This window comes from Ruegeria sp. BB1 (assembly GCF_056539465.1).
The window spans coordinates 498,580-516,438 of sequence record NZ_JBQFVB010000001.1; the positions used below are offsets into that span (position 1 = coordinate 498,580).

The window sequence follows — 17,859 nt, forward strand, 5'->3', positions numbered from 1 at the left end:
CAAAAGGCCAAAATGGCCACGACGGGGAGACATTTGCATGAGTTCCGACACACAATCCAATCGTCCGCTATCCGAAGAAGAGCTGCAGGAACTGGTAGCCTCGTCCGATGCGGGTGGGCGTAATCCGGTCGGCAATGTCGGGATTTTTCTGGCCGTTGTGGCGGCGATATGGTCGATTTTTCAGGTGCTTTTAGCATCACCTATCGCCAACTATGTGTTGCCGGGCAGCGTCGTGAATAATGCACGTCAGTTTCATCTGGCCTTTGCCATGTTTCTGGCCTTTGCGGCCTATCCAGCGCTGAAGTCCAGCCCGCGTGACTATATCCCGGTTCAGGACTGGATAATGGGGGTCGCTGGCGCGTTTCTTGCGCTATACGGGTACTTCTTCTACGAAAAGATCGTCGATGCAGGCGGTCTTGCGGATGACACTGACAAGTGGGTCGCATTGGCCGGCCTGCTGCTGTTGTTCGAGGCCGCGCGCCGTGCGCTTGGGCCTGCAATGGCCATTATCGCGACGATCTTTCTGGCATATGTGTTCTTTGGCTCATCTGAATGGGTGCCCGAGGTTATCCGCTGGAAGGGCGCAAGCTTGAAAAAGGCCATGAGCCATATGTGGATCACCTCCGAGGGCGTGTTTGGCATCGCCCTGGGTGTTTCCACCAAATTCGTGTTCCTGTTCGTGTTGTTCGGCGCGTTGCTGGATAAGGCCGGGGCAGGGAACTATTTCATCAAGATGGCGTTCGGTGCCCTCGGCCACCTGCGCGGTGGTCCGGCCAAGGCCGCCGTTGTGGGTTCGGCAGCGACCGGCCTGATCTCGGGCTCGTCCATCGCCAACGTTGTGACCACCGGTACCTTCACCATCCCGCTGATGAAGCGCGTCGGGTTCAGCAGTGAACAGGCCGGATCGGTCGAGGTTGCCTCCTCAGTGAACGGCCAGATCATGCCGCCTGTGATGGGCGCTGCGGCCTTCCTGATGGTGGAATATGTGGGCATTTCCTATGTCGAGGTGATTACCCACGCGTTCCTGCCAGCGGCGATTTCCTACATCGCGCTCGTCTATATCGTTCATCTTGAAGCGGTGAAGCGGAACATGCCCACACTGGGTGATCGCGACGTCCATCTGGCGCGCACCGTCGTCGGAATGTTGATGTTCTTCCTTGTGTTTGCGGGGCTTTGCTATGGCTCGCAATACCCGGTCGATGCGGTCACCAGCTGGGTGCCCTCGGCGGCCGGATTGGTCCTGAGCCTGATTGTCTGCGCGGTCTATGTGGTGCTGCTGTATCTGGCGGCTCAGGTGCCGGATCTGGAACCTGATGATCCGAATGCCAAAGAAGTAACGCTGCCGGTTATCGCCGATATCTATAAGGCCGGGCTGCACTATCTGCTGCCGATCATCGTTCTGGTTTATTTCCTGATGATCGAACAGAAATCGCCGGGTTTGTCAGCGTTTTGGGCCACCGCATTACTGTTCGTGATCCTGCTGACTCAAAAGCCCCTCAAGGCGTTGTTCCGAGGGCAGAGTAACCTGAACGCCAGCTTTATCGATGGTGTCGCCGACCTTTGGCAGGGCCTGATTGACGGCGCGCGCAACATGATCGGTATCGCCCTTGCTACCGCGACTGCAGGTGTCATCGTTGGCACGGTTACCCTGACTGGTGTCGGGCAGGTGATGGCCGATCTGGTCGAGTTCCTGTCGGGCGGCAACCTGATCCTGATGCTGGTGATGGTTGGCATCCTCAGCCTGATCCTGGGCATGGGCCTGCCGACCACGGCGAACTACATCGTTGTCAGCTCGCTGATGGCCGGCGTGGTTGTCGAACTAGGCGCGCAGAGTGGCCTGATCGTGCCGCTGATCGCCGTCCACCTGTTTGTCTTCTACTTTGGGATTATGGCGGACGTGACGCCGCCGGTCGGATTGGCAAGCTTTGCAGCGGCAGCCGTGTCAGGCGGCGATGCGATCAAAACCGGTTTCACCGCGTTCTTCTACAGCCTGCGCACCGTGGCACTTCCGTTTGTGTTCATCTTCAACACGGACCTGCTGTTGATCGACGTCACCTGGGTTGAAGGGATAACCGTCGCGATATTCGCAACCATAGCCATCCTTGTCTTTACTGCGGGGACAATGGGTTATTTCGTGACGCACAGCCGTATTTACGAAAGCGTCGCGCTGATCTTCGTTGCCTTTGCGCTGTTCCGGCCCGACTTCTTCATGGATCGGCTTTCACCGCCCTATGCGTCGGTTGAACCGTCGGCCTTCGTTGAAACGATCGGACAAACGCCGCCGGGAACAGAAGTCCGCCTTGTCGTAAGCGGCCCTGATTTTGACACTCTGGAGATGACGGACACTACGGTCGTAGTGCCGGTTGGCAGCGAAGAGGGTGGCGCCGCGCGTGTGGACGCCATGGGCCTGATGCTGATCGAAGAGGACGGTCTGGTCAAACTGGACGAACCGCTGTTTGGCACCCCGGTCGCGGATGAGTTGGATAACTTCGACTATTACGCGGATGACGCGGTACGTCTGACCTCGGTCAGCCTGCCATCCAGTCAGCCGCCGAAGCAATTGATCTATATCCCGGCGATGATTCTGCTGGGGCTGATCGCTTTCCTTCAACGCGGCCGCGCCGCCAGACAAGAGGTGCCCGCATGACAAACTCTGTTCTTTGTGCCGTTGATATCAGCAATGGCGATCTGGACGTACATGTGTTGAAGACCGCGGCGGCTTTGGCTGAACAGGACAATGCGCAGTTGGACGTGGTGACTGTGTTGCCGGATTTTGGGGAAAGCTGGGTATCTGGCTTTTTCCAACCGGATTTCCACGAAAAGGCGTTGGATGAGGCGCATACCAAACTGACCGATATGTGTACGGCAACTTTGGGTGCAGAGCGGAACGAGAGAATCCGCCACGTCGTCGCCACCGGAACAGCCTATCAGGAGATATTGAAGACCGCTGAAAGCGCGAACAGCGATCTGATCGTGATCGGCGCACACAAACCGGACCTCAAGGACTATCTTCTGGGTCCGAACGCGGCGCGGGTCGTGCGGCATTCCACAGTCTCGGTTTACGTGGTACGCTAGTATCCGGTCATCTCAAGGTAGCCGCGCCCAGAGTGGCTGCCTGAGACCCTTACGGGGCCTTCCCAGTATTCGAACCGCGTCGCCATCCAGGCATCGGGTGTGATCGCCGATACGTCGACCTGCAAATCGCGATCAGGCATTGTCACGCGCCACTGGATGGGCAAGTCCCGACCAGCGACTCTTGCCGTATCCAACGGTGCGAACGAAACGGAGCCATCGGGCAGGGGCGTAGCGGTGCCATCTGCTGTGATCCAAGTGGCCGCTGTGAAATCCCCGCGCCCGCCGCGTAGGCGAAATGCCATCAGCTTATTGCCATCATCAAAGCTGAGCGAGAACCAATCCCATCCGCTTTGATCGGCAGCAAGAGGCTGGCTGGACCACTCACGATCCAACCAGCCCTGACCGGTGACAGCGACATCTCCATCGGGTAGGCGCAGTAAACCTTCGACGTCATAGAAGGGTTGAGAATAGTAATAGCTGGCCTGCCTATCGGCGGACTTGACCGAGTATCCGTCCTCTCCGTGAAACACCAGTGGACCTTGGGCTGTCAGGGTTAGGTCATAGGAAAATTCGGCACCGCTCGCGGACAAGGACAAGGCACTGGGATCAGGCCCGCGCATATGCCATTCGTCGATCCAGGCCTCGAATGGTTCGGCAGTCACCCCAGCCTGACCGATGCCGCCACGCGACAGGCGTTCGGCAAAATAATGCGCTTCCTCAGTCGTCACAGCAGCGTGGCCCAACCACAGCTGAGGGCTTTGCCAACCTTCGGCCTCGGTCGGTTTCAGGGCGGATCGGAACAAGGTCCATTGAATGCCGTAATCGCGCCCGTCTTCTCCGCTCAGGTTGGCAGTCAGATACCACCACTCGATCCGAAAGGACGGGTGTGGGCCGTGATCACGCGGAAATTCGAACTGGTAACCTGGTTTGGGGATGTCGAACCCGTCGGCTGAACCGCCCAGCCCGGCATAACCCTGCGCGTGCAAGGCAGAGGGCAGCAATAGGATCAGGACAAACAGCCAAGCTTTAACGTTCATTGGCAAATACCTTCAGCAGGTCGGCGGGTGGCAAACGCATCAAGCGCAACGCGGGCAGGGCTGCGGCGGCAAAGGCGGCAAGCAGGGTCAGCACAAACAGATAGACCCAATCAGCAGGAAACAGAAACATCGGCAGTCGCCAGCCAAAAGCCTGTACGTTGATCACCGCCAACAGCGCCCAGGCCAGAACCAACCCAAGTGGCAAGGCAAGCACGGCCGTCAATGCCGCCAGCAGCACACTGCGCAACACCTCTAGCCGTGCCAGTTGCGCACGTGTCAGCCCCAACGCCCAAACCGGGGCAACCTGCGGCAGCCTCTGCGTCCACAAGGTCAGCAAACTGGTCAGGATGGCAAATCCCGCCACCCCCAGTGTCAGCACGTTCAGTGCGGAAGTCACCACAAAGGTCTTGTCAAAGATCGCCAGCGATTGCGCTTTCATGGCGGCCTGTTGCACGACGGCCCGCCGAGGCAGGTCAAACTGGTCTCGCAACGCCTGCGTTACTTCGGTGGCGCGCTCGGGTGCAAGGCGGATACCGAACCGGCGGGTGTCAGCCCCCGGAGCAATTTGGTCAAGCTGCGGCATTGATACGATCGCCTGACCGGTCGGATTGCCGTAGTCCGAATAAACACCTGCCACGGTCAGCGCATGCCCTGCATTCAGGGTCAGCGAATCCCCAGGCCACAAACCCGCACGGCGGGCGAGCTGTTCGTTGATTAAAACGGCCTCACCCGTCAGGACGCGATCCCAGACATCATCTGACGAGGCGATCAGAGGCCAGTGATCGCGGTAAGTCTGGTGGTCCACAATTCCGTATAAGAACAACGGCCCGGTCTCGTGGGTCAGTTCAACGCTGCGGATTGGCAACACGGTGTCCACCTGCGGGCCTAGCCATTGGGCAATCTGTTGACCTTGTTGGTTGTCAGTGGCTGTCACGTAAATCTCGGACGTCAGGCGTTGATCCAGCCAGCCAACAAAGGTGAGGCGAAAGCTGGAAACCATGGTTCCGACACCAATATTCGCGGCCAAAGCCAGCAGCAGTGCCATCAAAGCCAAAGACAGACCCGGCAATTGCGCCTGCATATCGGCCCAGACCCATTGTGCGATCGGCCCTTGGGCGCGCTGATGAAAAACCGACAGGGCGAGGGACAGAAGATAGGGCAGAGTCAGTGCCGCTCCGGTGAGAATGCCGCCGACCATCACAAACCCGGCAACCAACCCGTTAAAGGCAAACCCTATGCCAAAGCCACCCCCGATCAGGGCCAGACCGATCAGGCCCGCGCTGCGTTGTCCCAAGGCTGAACCACGCCAAGCTTGAACCCCGGAACCAGTCAGCAAGGGCATACGCGCCAATCGATACAAGGCGTGGCCACTGGCAAACATTGTGCCCGCCAATGCCATCGCCAGCCCCGCCAGCGCCCATCGCGGTTGCAAGGACATTTGCCCGTCGACAGGTGCGCCGTAAAGCCCGCGCAAAGTGGCCGCGACGTCAGGCAGCAGCGCTCCGGCGAGAAAGAACCCAAGGATCAGGCCCAAGGTGCCGCCGATCAGGGCCAACGCGGTCAATTCAGCCATGATCACCCAGATCAAACGCCGCATTGAGACACCCAGAGCCCGTAGGGTGCGGATCATCGCCCTCCGTTGCGCAAAGGCCAGCCCGACGGTGCCATGAACAATAAAAAGACCGACGGCAAAGGACAGCAGTCCAAATGCGGTCAGGTTCAGGTGAAAACTATCTGTCAGACTGGCTGCATCCAACTGCGCCGAAGCTGCGCTCCGTTCAAGTTCAGGCGCGATCTCGGATAGCGGAGGCACGCCAAGCGGCTGATCGGGCAGCACTATCAGGCGCGAGATCTGCCCGGATTTGTCCAGAAGTGTCTCGGCAGCGCCGATATCGGTCAGGATCAGATCAGGCGGAACCGTGTCAGAGGTTAGAATCGGCGGCAGACCGCTTTGCCCGCGCAGCACCTGTGCAAGATCAGGCGCAGCCAGCAAGCGGCCCGGTGCGGTCAGCATGTCGGCCGGGTCGGGGGGCGTTTCGCTTTGCTCAATCTGGGTCACGGCGGGCAGGGCCGGGTAGGCGACCATGTCAACGCCCATCACCTGTACCGTGCGTCCCGAAATCCGCAGGGGGCCTTCCAAAACAGCTGCCACTTGCCAACCTGCACGGCGCAGCGCGACATAACGCTCAACCGGGATCGGGCCGGACGGGTCGCGCAGCTCATCAAACAGACCCAGCGCAAGCTGATCATTGGCCTGTTGATAGCTGGCGCGCGCCTCGGCATTGATGGCCTGCACCGCCGACCACAGCCCGGTCGCCAACGCGATGCCAATCAACAGCGTTGCCAGTTGCAGCCAGTGACGTCGCCAATGCGACAGCAAGGCCTGTATGATTGCCCCAGTCATGCGATATGGCCACCGGTCAGATGCGCCCGCCGATCCAGACGCGCCGCGATGTCTGGCGAGTGCGTAACTAACAGTAAGGCGGCGCCTGTCTCGGCAACTAGCGAGAGCATCAGATCCAGCACGGTCGCGCTGGCGGTTTCGTCCAGATTGCCGGTTGGTTCATCCGCCAGCAACAGCTTTGGCCGGGGGGCCATGGCGCGGCCGATGGCTACGCGCTGTTGTTGACCGCCTGACAGGTTTTCAGGATAGCGCGTCAGCAAGTCGGACAAACCAAGCCGTTCAGCCAGTTGCGCAGTCCAGTCGGTGTCTTCACGGTCCGCCAATCGGGCGTGAAATGAGAGGTTCTGAGCGACCGTCAGCGATGGAATCAGATTGAATTGCTGAAACACCAACGACACGCTCTCACGGCGCAATGCGGCCCGACCACGGTCATCCAGCGAAGAAAGGGCGGTGCCGTCCAGCGTAATCTCACCGCCGTCAAAGCTGTCCAAAGCGGCAGCAAGGTTCAAAAGCGTGCTTTTGCCGCTGCCGCTTTCACCGGTCAGAGCCAGCGTCTGTCCTTGATCCAGCGTCAGTGACACATCGCGCAACACCGGCCGCCCGCCGGGATAGGATTTCTGGACCTTGTCGATATTCAGCAGCATGCAAACCCCTTGGACAGTGCCTGTCACAATGTGCAACGCCACCCCACAGAGTCCAGCGTCCGGGCGCAATCTTTTGCGATTGTCACAGCCTTGTTCTTTTTTGGTTAAGTCGCCATTGTGTCAGAACTTCTCCGGGCCGGGATACGAGTTTATGACACTAGCGCAGCAGATTGTTTGGGGCAGTATCTATCTGGGGATTTGCTTCCTAATCGAAATCATCCTTTTGACGTGGTGTACGCAGGTCATCCGGCACGCGGTACCCCGGCTTGAGAACACGAAACGGTTTCTTGCCATCGCCGGTCCCATCTGTATTGCGCTAGCATTCATCGTTGCAATTCACACGTTTCAAGTCTGGTTGTGGGCGATCGTCTGGGTGTTGGGGGATGTTCTGCCTGACTGGAATTCGGCCTTGTATTTCTCGTTGGTGACTTTCACTACCCTGGGGTACGGCGACATTGTGTTGGGTGAACCGTTGCGCATATTCGGCGCGTTTGCCTCGGTCACAGGTTTGCTGGCGTTTGGCCTGTCGACGGCCTTTATGGTTGCGCTGATGACCCAGGTTTTCAAAGAAGAGCTGATGTCTTAGAGGATGGGTGCGAACAAGCGCGCAAGCGGCGAGCCGAACCGAATATAGCCGGGTTGTTCGGGCAGTTTGCGGGTCAATTCATAACTGTTTTCAAAATCGTCGCGCAGCATTTTGTCCACCGCCTCAGCCGCGCGTTGGTCGAAAAACAGTGCCATTGCTTCGAAATTCAGCCGGAATGATCGGTTGTCCAGATTGGTCGTTCCCACAGCAGCCAGCGTGTCATCGACCACGAATGCCTTTTGATGCATGAACCCTTCGGTATACCGAAACACCCGCGCACCGCAGTCTCGGATTTCGTCGAAATAAGCGAAGGCAGCCAGCCAAGGCAGGCGGTGGTCAATCACTTCTGGCACAAGGATGCGCACATCGACACCCCGAAGGGCAGCGTGCTGCAGGGCCGTCATGACGTCGATATCAGGCACAAAATAGGGTGAAGCGATCCATATCCTTTCCTTGGCTGCAGTGATGGCCGAGAAAAACATCATCGCACCAGTTTCCGTGTCGTCCCCTGGACCGGTGGCGACCAGCAGGGCATTCATGTCCTGTTCGGATTCTGATCCGGCCCAGTTGAGCTGATCAATCAGATCTTCTTCGTGGGCCCAGTGCCAATCCTCGACAAAGATCAACTGTAATTGACGGACGATATGGCCGGTCATTTTCAGATGAGTGTCGCGCCAATGGCCGAAATGTTTGCTCTGGCCCAGATACTCGACCCCTACATTGTGACCGCCAATAAAGCCCGTTTCACCATCAATGATTACGGTCTTGCGGTGGTTTCGATAGTTTAGCTGAAAGCGATATTGCGGTCCGCGCCGGTCGCGCGGGTTGGCAATCTCGATCCCAGCGGCGCGCAAGGTGTCAAGGTAGGCGGTCGGCAGACCATAACTGCCCACGGAATCGGTCATAAAGCGGACCGAGACACCACGCTCGGCTGCGGCAATCAGTTTGGACTGCAACTGTTTGCCCAGGTCGTCATCGCGGACAATGTAGAACTGGATCAGGATATAACTTTGCGCGGCTTCGATTGCCTCGAAAATGGCATCGAACGTGGCCTTGCCGTCGATCAGCAAATTGGCACCGTTTCCACGCGATACTGGCAGATGCGCCAGAACCTCGAATGGCCGTGGTTTGAACGGCATCGAGCCGGGCTCGGGCATTGAAAAATCTGCAAAGCTTTTGATGCCTTCGACGACGCGTTCGCTGTGTTTTCGCGCAATGCGATACCCGCGAAATCGGTGGTGGCCCAAAAACAAATACATGGGTACGCCGAGCATCGGGGCTGAGATCAGAAACACCACCCAGCCAACCGCGCCCTGCGGTGTTCGGGCGGTCTGCGCCGCCCGTATGGCAAAAACCACAGCCGTAACGTACAGGACGAGGACGGCAGCGGAAACAAGTAATGTCCACATGAGGTTATCGTTCTCTGAGTGCCTTATTCCGACCCAGTGTAGATGCGATTCCAGTCTTGCGCCATATCCACGATGACCCAGCCCATATCGGGGCCTTTGTCCAACCCGTCGACCAGTTTTCCGATCGGGCTTTCACGGTCATAGGCCCATTCTCTTTCAGCGTCGGTGTGATGGATCAGGACGCCCAAACGCGGTCCGTGCCCGGCGGTTGTCCACTCGAGCATGGCAAAGTCCCCGTCCGAATTTCCACCGGCCAGAATGGGGCGCCTGCCAAGGGTGCGTTCGATATTGATCGGCTTGCCTTCCTTGTCGTCTATAAAAGCAATGCCGGGTGCCTTGATGATCGTGGGTTTGCCTTCGGCCGTTTCATAAGTGGTGGCAGTATAGGTGCCCAGTACCTGCTCTGGCGGCACGCCATAGGCGTCCTCGGCAAACACGCGCATGAAATGCAGTCCGCCGCCCGAAACGATGTAAGTGCGGAACCCTTCATCCCTGAGATAGCGTAGCAGTTCCACCATTGGCTGATAAGTCATCTGGTCATAGGGCAGCCCGGTATCGGGGTGACGCGCGGTGTCCAGCCATTTGGTGACCGAGGCCTGAAACTCTTCGACGCTGACCCCGGAATGCGAGGCATTCAGGACTTCGATCAAGGCCTCATGGCCGCCTTCCGCGATGGCCTCCATATCCCCCTTGGCCGCAGCTTCCAGCGTTGGGCTGGTCAGGATCGAAGGATCAGCCGCGGCCATTTCGGCAAGGCGGTCCATGGCGAAGGTCAGTTGGAAATACACCGGCTGTTCCGCCCAAAGCGTCCCGTCATTATCGAACACGGCGATCCGGTCTGCTGGTGTCACGTAATCGGGATTGTCCGGATCGGTGACGGCGTCAACAAAAGCAACAATCTGATCCTTCGACGCAGAGGTTCCCCAACTGGGCAGCGGGTCGGCCAGGGCAATCGACGGGGCCATGAAAACGGCAGCAGCGAGAAGGGCGGTCTTCATGAGAAATTCCTTTTTCTTCAACGTGAAAAGGGCCGCCGTTGAACCGGCGACCCTAAGCTTGCGAGGGGCTTAGTTGTTGGTCGGCGTGACCAGTTTCTCCATCACCTGATCCAGATTAAAGCTTGCCGCTTTCTGGCGTGGCGGGAACTCTTGGAAGGTTTCCAAGAAAGACCCGACATATTGCTGTGCTGGCACCAGGAAATAAGCCCGGTCCAACAGCCAGTCATAGTAGGTGTTGGAGGTCCGATACGCGCGCTCATACGGATCACGACGCAGGTTCACGATCAGAGGAATACGCAGTTCGGTCCAGGGCTCGATCCAGGCGCGCAGGGTGGCCCATGCCTTCTGCTCTAGGAAGATCAGCTTCCAATCGTCAAAACGCAGCGCGGTCAGGTCACCGTCATCCGAGAAATAGAAAATTTCACGTCGGGGGCTTTCCGTGGCCTCACCAGTCAGCAAAGGCAGGATGTTGTAGCCGTCCAGATGCACCTTGTAATCTCGGCCCATGCCGGAGGAGCTATAGCCAGCCTTCAGCTTTTCCTTGATCTCTGGATCACCAGCGACGGCCAGATAGGTCGGCAGCCAGTCCATGTGATGCACGATCTCATTGGTGACCGAACCAGCTTCGATCTGGCCGGGCCAGCGCACCATCGATGGAACGCGCCATCCGCCTTCCCAGTTGGTGTTCTTTTCGCCCCAGAACGGTGTCATGGCAGCATCCGGCCATGTGTTCATGTGCGGTCCGTTGTCGGTGGAATAGTGGACGATCGTGTTGTCTGCGATTCCAAGCTCATCCAGCAGGTCCAGCAACTGCCCCACATGCATGTCATGTTCAATCATGCCCGCTGTGTATTCGTCTGCAACGCCACCAATGATATCGTTCGCTTGCGCGCGCATCTCATCCTTGACGTGGGTGCGGAAATGCATCCGAGTGCCGTTCCACCAGACATAGAAAGGCTGGCCTTGCTCATGGGCTCGCTTGATGAAGTCAATTGCAGCGGCAACGGTCTCTTCGTCTACCGTCTCCATGCGCTTGCGGGTCAGGGGGCCGGTGTCTTCTATGGTGCCGTCCGCCTTGGATTTGATTACACCACGCGGGCCATACGCTTCGCGGAAGGTGCGCCCATCGGCCAGAACCGCGTCGCCGGGATAGTCTTCATTTTCCGGTTCTTCCTCGGCATTCAGGTGATACAGGTTTCCGAAAAATTCATCAAATCCGTGATTTGTCGGAAGATGCTCATCCTTGTCGCCCAGATGGTTTTTACCAAATTGACCAGTAGCATAGCCGTGGTCCTTCAACAAGCCTGCGATGGTTGGATCTTCGACCTGCATACCCAGATCGGCACCCGGCAATCCAACCTTGGACAACCCGGTCCGGAATACTGATTGCCCCATGATATAGGATGACCGGCCCGCGGTGCAGGATTGCTCGCCATAATAGTCGGTGAAGATCATCCCTTCCTTGGCGACGCGATCGATATTGGGCGTCTGATACCCCATTAAACCCATCGTGTAGGCCGAAATATTGGATTGTCCAATATCGTCCCCCCAGATGACCAGGATGTTGGGTTTTTGTTCCTGCGCCCAGGCGGGAATTGCCAACGCAACGGCGAATGTAGCCACAGCAACTCGGCGCAAGCCACTGCGCCAACTGTATGCAATCGAACGTGGTGGTGACATGATGTACTCCTGATTTGAAAGGGTCGAAAAAACCCGGAGGTGAAAATTAGTTGGAGGCTGGCTGTTTCAGCCAATAAGCTGCCAAGAAATGGTCGATTTCTGAACGGCGTTACATCACCCGTAGGGGAATCGAGCGTGCTCAGGTTAGGCGATCAATGAGATTGAAAACTCATCATATGATGATATTGAAAAATTCTAATGTTTGACAAAGCGAATAATATGAAACTCTTGCAGGGCGGAGGCTGGTTCAGCAAACGTTCCGCCGCATTTCAGCGTGATTTGTTGGAGTGCGGGGTCCCGAAAACCTATGAAGCCTGGGAAACGCTGTATCACCATGGCGATCCGTCCAACGGGGTCTTTGCTGTCCTCAGCGGTGGCGTGCAGATCACCGCTCCGGCGGATGACGGGCAGGAATTCGTTCTGCATCGCGAAGGCGCGGGGTTTTGGGTCGGGGATCTGGCGTTGTTTGCGGATGAACCGCGTCTGATTAGTGTCGTAACGACGCAAGAGACGCACGCGTTATACTTCCCAAACGGCCGCGTGACCAAGTTGGTTCAGTCCAAGCCTGACTACGTTCGGGACTTTTACGCGCTGACCCACGAGAATATGCAGACCGCCCTTCGGATCATGGCAAACCTGGCGGTCACGGGCAGCGAAAAGAGGTTAGTTCTCAGGCTGCTGCATCTGGATGAAGGCACCTCGAAATGTGATGGATGGATCGTCGTGTCACAGGAAGAATTGGCCGAGATGATCGCTGTGTCACAACCTACTTTGCATCGCAGCCTACACCGCCTTGCTGACTTGGACTTGATTGAACTCGGCTATGGACGGGTGCGGTTGAAGAACAGACAGGCGCTGATCGCGAACTGCCAGACCTAAGCGTTAAGGATTCAACGGTGGAAGCGGTTGAGCCTGCGATTGTGGGGTTTCTGCAAGTTCCTTCATGGCCGAAATTGCAGCGGACCAATCCGGTGTTTTCCGATTGATATCAGATGCATACCGTGCACATCCAATCCTTGCCAACTGTGCCTCAAGTTCCCGATACCCTTGTGGATCACTGCTGCGGGTTTTCCAGGTTTCCAGCGCTGAATAAGCTGCGGAAATATCATGGGCCTTTAGCGCGCGTTGCAATTCCGCCAGAGCAAATGCAGGCGATGCGCGATATGCTTGGTGCCGCGCGTCTTTCCAAGTGCGAAAGCGCGGTGTGCCCCAACGCAAAGACGCCCAAAAAACAATTGCCGCCAATCCCAACCAAAGCGCATATTCAACCATCCTGTCCGTCGACAGAGGGTTCGACCTGGGCGCGGTGAGCGTCAGATCCACACCCGGTACTTCAACTGTCTCGACCGCGTCAGTTGACAGATTGAACCACTGGATGGACACGGGCGGCAGCTGCGCTTGGCCGCCATCTTGGGCAAGGTACACTACCTCGTCGACCCGTTGGCCGGACAGAATACCTCGATCCTCGGTTTCAGTTAAGCGTGGTTCCTTGGGGTAAGGGCGCAGCAGAGGTTCTTGATATTTAGGAATAAGTTTCGGAATAAGGATCGGGCTGGTGCCGGTTATACGCGCTGTTAACCGCCGTGTAATCGCATCTCCGGCCTGCATCTCAGTCACGCCCTCAACCTCTTGCTCCAATTCAAAACCCGTCGCGATGATCAGAGGGTTCAGATTGGCTGCACCGTCTGGGACAACAGCATTGATTGCGATCGGTGAAAGCGGGACCGAGACTTGTATTGGAGCATTCGTTTCAGGGTCGGCAAACGTCACCTTCATGTCGGTGACGCCAAGGCTGATTTGCCCGGCAAGCAGAGGGTAAATGCGATAGCTGCGCTGAACCCCGGACCATGTTTCACCGTTCACGGGCTCACTGACGGGACCTGATGCGCGTTCAGGAAGCCGGACCAACAGGTTTTCCTGTTCCAATGACGGGAAGACGGGAGGAGACGGCATGAACGTAGGAACCAGTACCTTGATGCGCACGATCCCCGGTTGCCCCACGATCACGTTTTCGGTCGGCGTCTCCACCGTCACTTGAGGTTGGATTGCAGTTGTTCCTTGCGAAAGCACTGCGCTGGGTAACAAAAGCAGCAGGAGGAGAAGGCGCTTCATTGCGTTCGCTCCTGATTTTCCAACAAGAACCGATTGCGCAGAAAGTCCTGCATGTCTGTGTCGATGGCGCTGATCCATTGATCCGCGGAAAGGGGCTGGCTGCCGTCGGTTTGGGCTTGAATGGTTGTGTTTTCGCCCCGACCTGCGTCGTTGTCGAATACGGTGTCATCCGCGCCGATACCTGCCTCTTCACCGGTATCAGATTGTTCGCGAGTGGTTTCAACATAGTCCAAAATGGCCGTGGCAACTTCAAGATTATGTTGCGCATCCGGCCAGTTAGGGCGACGCTCTAACGCAGTTTCAAAGGCCGAAATAGCTGGTCTGTATTCCCGGTTTCGGATGCGTGCCATTCCCTCGGCGAAGGCTGCTTCAGGCGTTTTAAGTTCCGCAAAGATCGCCGCGGCCTCGGGGTATTGGCCTGTTTTTAGACGAGCGTAACCTTTGTGATATGGGTCTTCGAACAACTCTGCCGCATCAGCAAAGCGCTTTTGGTTCATGGCGATCTGGCCCTGTTGGTCGGGCGTCAGGAACCAATCGCGCCATCCGTCGGCATTGGCCGGGCCAGACGGTTGAACAAGGAATAGCCCCAGCATGGCCCACCGGATAACCCAACCCCGCCTGAACCAAAGAAGGGACAACAGCGCAGCTGGCCAGGCCAGAATCCACCCTCGGTCTTGCCAATCAAGCCGGTCCCCGTCATCCAGAGCATCGACATAAGCTGTCTGTATTTGCCTCAGCAGTCGCGTGACATCCCGGTCATCAGTTGAAAACGGGACCACTTCGGCGTTTTTCAGGTTGTTGAGCTGAACGATTTCCTGGCTGTTAGGCAGCATAGTCAGAAAAAACATCTGTGATGACGCGGTTTCGAATTCTGGAATCTGCGAGGGGTCTAGATCATCCAGAACAAACAGCACTGCGCCTGGTGTCTGACTTTCATCCAAGATGCTTTGCGCCAGTACTAAAGCGTCTCCTGCGGCATCTCCGGACTTTGGCATCACGGCAGGGGTCAGGCCCTCCAGCAATGGACGCAAGATGTTCGCATCCTCGGTCAGGGGTGCAACCCGGTGCGATGAGCCTGCATAGGCAATCAAAGCGGTCTGTGCGCCAGCCCGTGCGTTGATGATATCGGTGATCTTGAATTTCGCCCGTTGCAGGCGCGACGGGGTCAGATCGGTATCCTCCATGCTATCGGTAACTTTCAAGGCAATCACCAGGGGGGCCGTATCCGCGATCAGGGGGTTGGCCGCCCGCGTCCAGGTCGGACCAGCAGCGGCCAGCGTGAGTAGAACGGCGACGGTCATGGCAACGTCGATCGGATAGATCCGGCGGTTTGCTTCGGCACCTAACAAAAGTGCTTTAGCCAAATGAGGAGCTATACCAGCAGGCAGGTCAGATAGCCCTTTGCGTTTCGGGCGGATCGCCCACCACAGCCCTGCAATTGGGATTAGGAACAGAAGGTAAATTATTCTGATAAAATGAAATTCAGTCACAGCGTCGATCATGTCGCTCTCCTGTGACGATGTGCGAAATGAAAGCCGGTCGAACTGCAAAGAAAAACGATCAGCGCCATCAGCAACGGGTAATGCGTCAGGCTTTCGCGTGGGCGGTAGCTTTGGGTTTCGACAATTCTGGGGTTTTGCTCATCAATTCGTTGGTATGTGTCGCTCAGCGCGGCCTGATCGTTGGCAAAGAAATACTGGCCACCAGTACGATCCGCGATGGCTTGCAGCGCTTCCAGATCCACACGGTCTTCGCCAGTGGCGTCAGGATCACCAACGCCGATGGTATAAATGACCACACCTTTATCCGCTGCGATGGCTGCAGCGTTGGCGGGCGTCATGCGGCTGGACGTATCCGCGCCGTCGCTGAGTACAATCATCAAACGCTGATCTACCTCGCTTGAGTCAAAGATACGTATTCCAAGCCCGATCGCATCACCCAAAGCCGTATTCGGACCCGCCATGCCGACTTGAGTTTGATCCAGGAACCCATTCAAACTATTAAGATCTTCGGTAAATGGTGCCTGTACGAAGGCGCGGGTACCAAAGATAATAAGCGCCATCCGGTCACCCTGACGCTCGGCAATAAATGCGCGCAACACGTCTTTGACAGCAGCAAGGCGCTGCTTGGGCGTTCCATCTGTGGATTGGAAGTCGCGTTGATCCATCGACCCTGAGATGTCGAGAGCCAACACAACGTCCCGCGCAGATTTTTCGACGACAATAGGATCAGCCAGTTTTTCAGGACGAGCAAGGGCTGTAACAAGCAGCAGCCAGATCAAGGTGGCCACGAATGCTTGCAGCATTGACCGCTGTGAGATCATAGACCCCGATTGCGGATCAGCCCCTGCAGCCTTGGCGACATGGCGGAAAAACGGGATGCGAATTGCGCTGGTTTGTTCGCGATGCGGTGGAACAAACCAATAGACCAACAGCGGCAAGGGCAATATCAGAAAAACCCAGGGCGCGGCGAATGAAATCATCTGCGCCCTCCTTCAGGTTTGTGGCTTTGTATCCAGACCCGTGCCATATGTGACAGTTCCGGACTTGATGGGCTTATTCTGTAGGGCCCTTCGAGTAGTAGGCGAGATGTCGGAGAGGAAACTGGCATTTTTTCAGCAGTTTGCTGTAGAAAGTTTAGCCACTCTTGCCCATGCAAACTGGCAACCTTCGCGCGTGGATATGCAACAAGTGCCGTACGGCGTAAAATCTCTGCGACTTTTGCAGGGTCATCGTTCGCGGCTTGTAGATCGGCAAGTGCGGCGTGTCGGTATGCGTTGGATCGCTGATGTCCGCGAAACAAATGAAGTCCCACAACAATGACTGCCACTACAACGACTGCAAGAGCCAGCCAACCCCAGGTCTGCGGTGTCATTGGAATTGGCTCGGGCGCAGGTGCGGGCACCAGCATGTCGAGCAGTTCGACGAGGGATTTGCCGTCCACATCGACGCTCATGTCCGTCCTCCGGGATGGCCGAACAATTTCAGCAATTGATCAAGGGCCGGCTCGGACGTTGTCAGCGGGACAATCGGGAAGCCATAGCGCCGTGACCAGTGTTGCAATTGCGCCAACCTATTATCCATTGCAGCCTTGATACGGCTGGACAGGTCCGGGTCGGAACTGTCGAGCTCGATTTGTTTCGTCCCATCCGAAACCGTCATCTTCAAGCCTGCGGTCAGTTGATGCGCACTAGGGTCGGAAATATTGAACAGAATAAGGTCGTTGGATTGCGCTAAGCGGCTCAGCAGGCGTTCTGATGCCCTGTCCAGACCATCGAAATCCGAAAACACACAGATCAACGCGTTGGTATGTGCAATACCGACTGCCTGTCTCAGCACGTCATTCAGCGCGATGGTCGGTTTGGGACGCAAGGACGCGTTCAAATCGCCATTCAACGCAGCGACCGACGATAAGAACCGCGTTAAGGCAGCGGCGCGGCGTTGCGGGCGGTGTTCGGCCAGATCAGTGTCGCCGAAGACGATGCCGCCGACACGGTCACCTTGCGACAGGACGCGATGGGCCGCAATCGCGGCGGCCTCGGCGGCGATGACTGATTTCATATACACTTCGGTACCGAAAAACATCGAAACGCGTTGATCGACCAACAGCAGGGCAGGGCGATCCCGTTCTTCGGTATAGACCCTAACATGAGGTTTTCCGGTGCGCGCCGTCACTTTCCAATCGATAGTCCGTATGTCATCGCCAGGGAGATAGCCGCGCAGTTCTTCGAAATTCAGACCGCGCCCTCGCAGCCGTGACGCATGGCGGCCATTCAGGATTGAGCGCGCAGGTTGTCTCGGCAAAAGGCTGAGCGCGCGCGACTTCGCGCCAAGCCGCAACAGGTGTTGGGCATCCACATGAATGCGTGGGTCATTAGGATATGTGGCGGTCTGGGCCACGAACTTCTCTCCGAT

Annotated in this window: 15 protein-coding genes; 4 read left to right on the forward strand and 11 right to left on the reverse strand. The window is 57.1% G+C overall.

Annotated features, from left to right (window positions below; translation table 11 throughout):
- The first annotated feature begins 37 nt into the window (after positions 1 to 37).
- Both ACR0AL_RS02550 and ACR0AL_RS02555 read left to right on the forward strand, forming a co-directional pair.
- Positions 38 to 2,647, forward strand: coding sequence for a TRAP transporter permease (locus ACR0AL_RS02550; protein WP_480661846.1), 2,610 nt, complete (start codon positions 38 to 40; stop codon positions 2,645 to 2,647).
- Entirely contained in the window at positions 2,644 to 3,075 is a 432-nt protein-coding gene (locus ACR0AL_RS02555) for a universal stress protein (RefSeq protein ID WP_170348794.1), read from the forward strand. The genes ACR0AL_RS02550 and ACR0AL_RS02555 overlap by 4 nt, the downstream gene beginning before the upstream one ends.
- Here the strand turns inward: ACR0AL_RS02555 and ACR0AL_RS02560 are convergent.
- From ACR0AL_RS02560 to ACR0AL_RS02570, 3 genes are read right to left on the reverse strand one after another with little or no spacing between them, the layout of a single operon-like run.
- Entirely contained in the window at positions 3,072 to 4,112 is a 1,041-nt protein-coding gene (locus ACR0AL_RS02560; protein ID WP_480661848.1) for a lipocalin-like domain-containing protein, read from the reverse strand. The two genes, ACR0AL_RS02555 and ACR0AL_RS02560, sit on opposite strands and share 4 nt — an antisense overlap.
- Positions 4,102 to 6,516, reverse strand: a complete 2,415-nt coding sequence (locus tag ACR0AL_RS02565) for an FtsX-like permease family protein (protein WP_480661850.1) — start codon at positions 6,514 to 6,516, stop codon at positions 4,102 to 4,104. The genes ACR0AL_RS02560 and ACR0AL_RS02565 overlap by 11 nt, the downstream gene beginning before the upstream one ends.
- Complete coding sequence (locus tag ACR0AL_RS02570) at positions 6,513 to 7,160, reverse strand: ABC transporter ATP-binding protein (protein WP_170348791.1); 648 nt, start codon at positions 7,158 to 7,160, stop codon at positions 6,513 to 6,515. The genes ACR0AL_RS02565 and ACR0AL_RS02570 overlap by 4 nt, the downstream gene beginning before the upstream one ends.
- A gap of 151 nt (positions 7,161 to 7,311) precedes the next feature.
- Between ACR0AL_RS02570 and ACR0AL_RS02575 the strand changes: the two genes are divergently transcribed.
- Positions 7,312 to 7,746, forward strand: coding sequence for an ion channel (locus ACR0AL_RS02575; protein WP_170348790.1), 435 nt, complete (start codon positions 7,312 to 7,314; stop codon positions 7,744 to 7,746).
- On the opposite strand, the gene cls is transcribed toward ACR0AL_RS02575, so the two are convergent.
- The 3 genes from cls to ACR0AL_RS02590 form a co-directional block, all read right to left on the reverse strand.
- The gene (gene cls, locus ACR0AL_RS02580; RefSeq protein ID WP_480661852.1) at positions 7,743 to 9,155 is read right to left on the reverse strand and encodes a cardiolipin synthase; all 1,413 of its coding nucleotides are present in this window, start codon (positions 9,153 to 9,155) and stop codon (positions 7,743 to 7,745) included. The two genes, ACR0AL_RS02575 and cls, sit on opposite strands and share 4 nt — an antisense overlap.
- A 23-nt stretch (positions 9,156 to 9,178) precedes the next feature.
- Positions 9,179 to 10,153, reverse strand: coding sequence for an HAD family hydrolase (locus tag ACR0AL_RS02585; RefSeq protein WP_170375439.1), 975 nt, complete (start codon positions 10,151 to 10,153; stop codon positions 9,179 to 9,181).
- Between the two features lie 69 nt (positions 10,154 to 10,222).
- Positions 10,223 to 11,833: an arylsulfatase gene (locus ACR0AL_RS02590; RefSeq protein ID WP_480661854.1), complete on the reverse strand. Its 1,611-nt coding sequence runs from the start codon at positions 11,831 to 11,833 to the stop codon at positions 10,223 to 10,225.
- Positions 11,834 to 12,052: 219 nt separating this feature from the next.
- Between ACR0AL_RS02590 and ACR0AL_RS02595 the strand changes: the two genes are divergently transcribed.
- Positions 12,053 to 12,712, forward strand: a complete 660-nt coding sequence (locus ACR0AL_RS02595) for a Crp/Fnr family transcriptional regulator (protein ID WP_254429480.1) — start codon at positions 12,053 to 12,055, stop codon at positions 12,710 to 12,712.
- Positions 12,713 to 12,715: 3 nt separating this feature from the next.
- Here ACR0AL_RS02595 and ACR0AL_RS02600 read toward each other — a convergent pair whose 3' ends face one another.
- From ACR0AL_RS02600 to ACR0AL_RS02620, 5 genes are read right to left on the reverse strand one after another with little or no spacing between them, the layout of a single operon-like run.
- Positions 12,716 to 13,945: a hypothetical protein gene (locus ACR0AL_RS02600; RefSeq protein WP_480661856.1), complete on the reverse strand. Its 1,230-nt coding sequence runs from the start codon at positions 13,943 to 13,945 to the stop codon at positions 12,716 to 12,718.
- A complete protein-coding gene (locus tag ACR0AL_RS02605) occupies positions 13,942 to 15,447 on the reverse strand; it encodes a VWA domain-containing protein (protein WP_480661857.1) in 1,506 nt (501 codons plus the stop codon). Before ACR0AL_RS02605 ends, ACR0AL_RS02600 begins: the two co-directional genes overlap by 4 nt.
- Positions 15,444 to 16,427: a vWA domain-containing protein gene (locus tag ACR0AL_RS02610; protein WP_480661859.1), complete on the reverse strand. Its 984-nt coding sequence runs from the start codon at positions 16,425 to 16,427 to the stop codon at positions 15,444 to 15,446. The genes ACR0AL_RS02605 and ACR0AL_RS02610 overlap by 4 nt, the downstream gene beginning before the upstream one ends.
- Positions 16,424 to 16,900 carry a DUF4381 domain-containing protein gene (locus ACR0AL_RS02615; RefSeq protein WP_480661861.1) on the reverse strand — a complete coding sequence of 159 codons (477 nt, stop codon included), beginning with the start codon at positions 16,898 to 16,900 and terminating at the stop codon, positions 16,424 to 16,426. The genes ACR0AL_RS02610 and ACR0AL_RS02615 overlap by 4 nt, the downstream gene beginning before the upstream one ends.
- The gene (locus ACR0AL_RS02620; RefSeq protein WP_480661863.1) at positions 16,897 to 17,844 is read right to left on the reverse strand and encodes a DUF58 domain-containing protein; all 948 of its coding nucleotides are present in this window, start codon (positions 17,842 to 17,844) and stop codon (positions 16,897 to 16,899) included. Before ACR0AL_RS02620 ends, ACR0AL_RS02615 begins: the two co-directional genes overlap by 4 nt.
- Between the last annotated feature and the right edge of the window lie 15 nt (positions 17,845 to 17,859).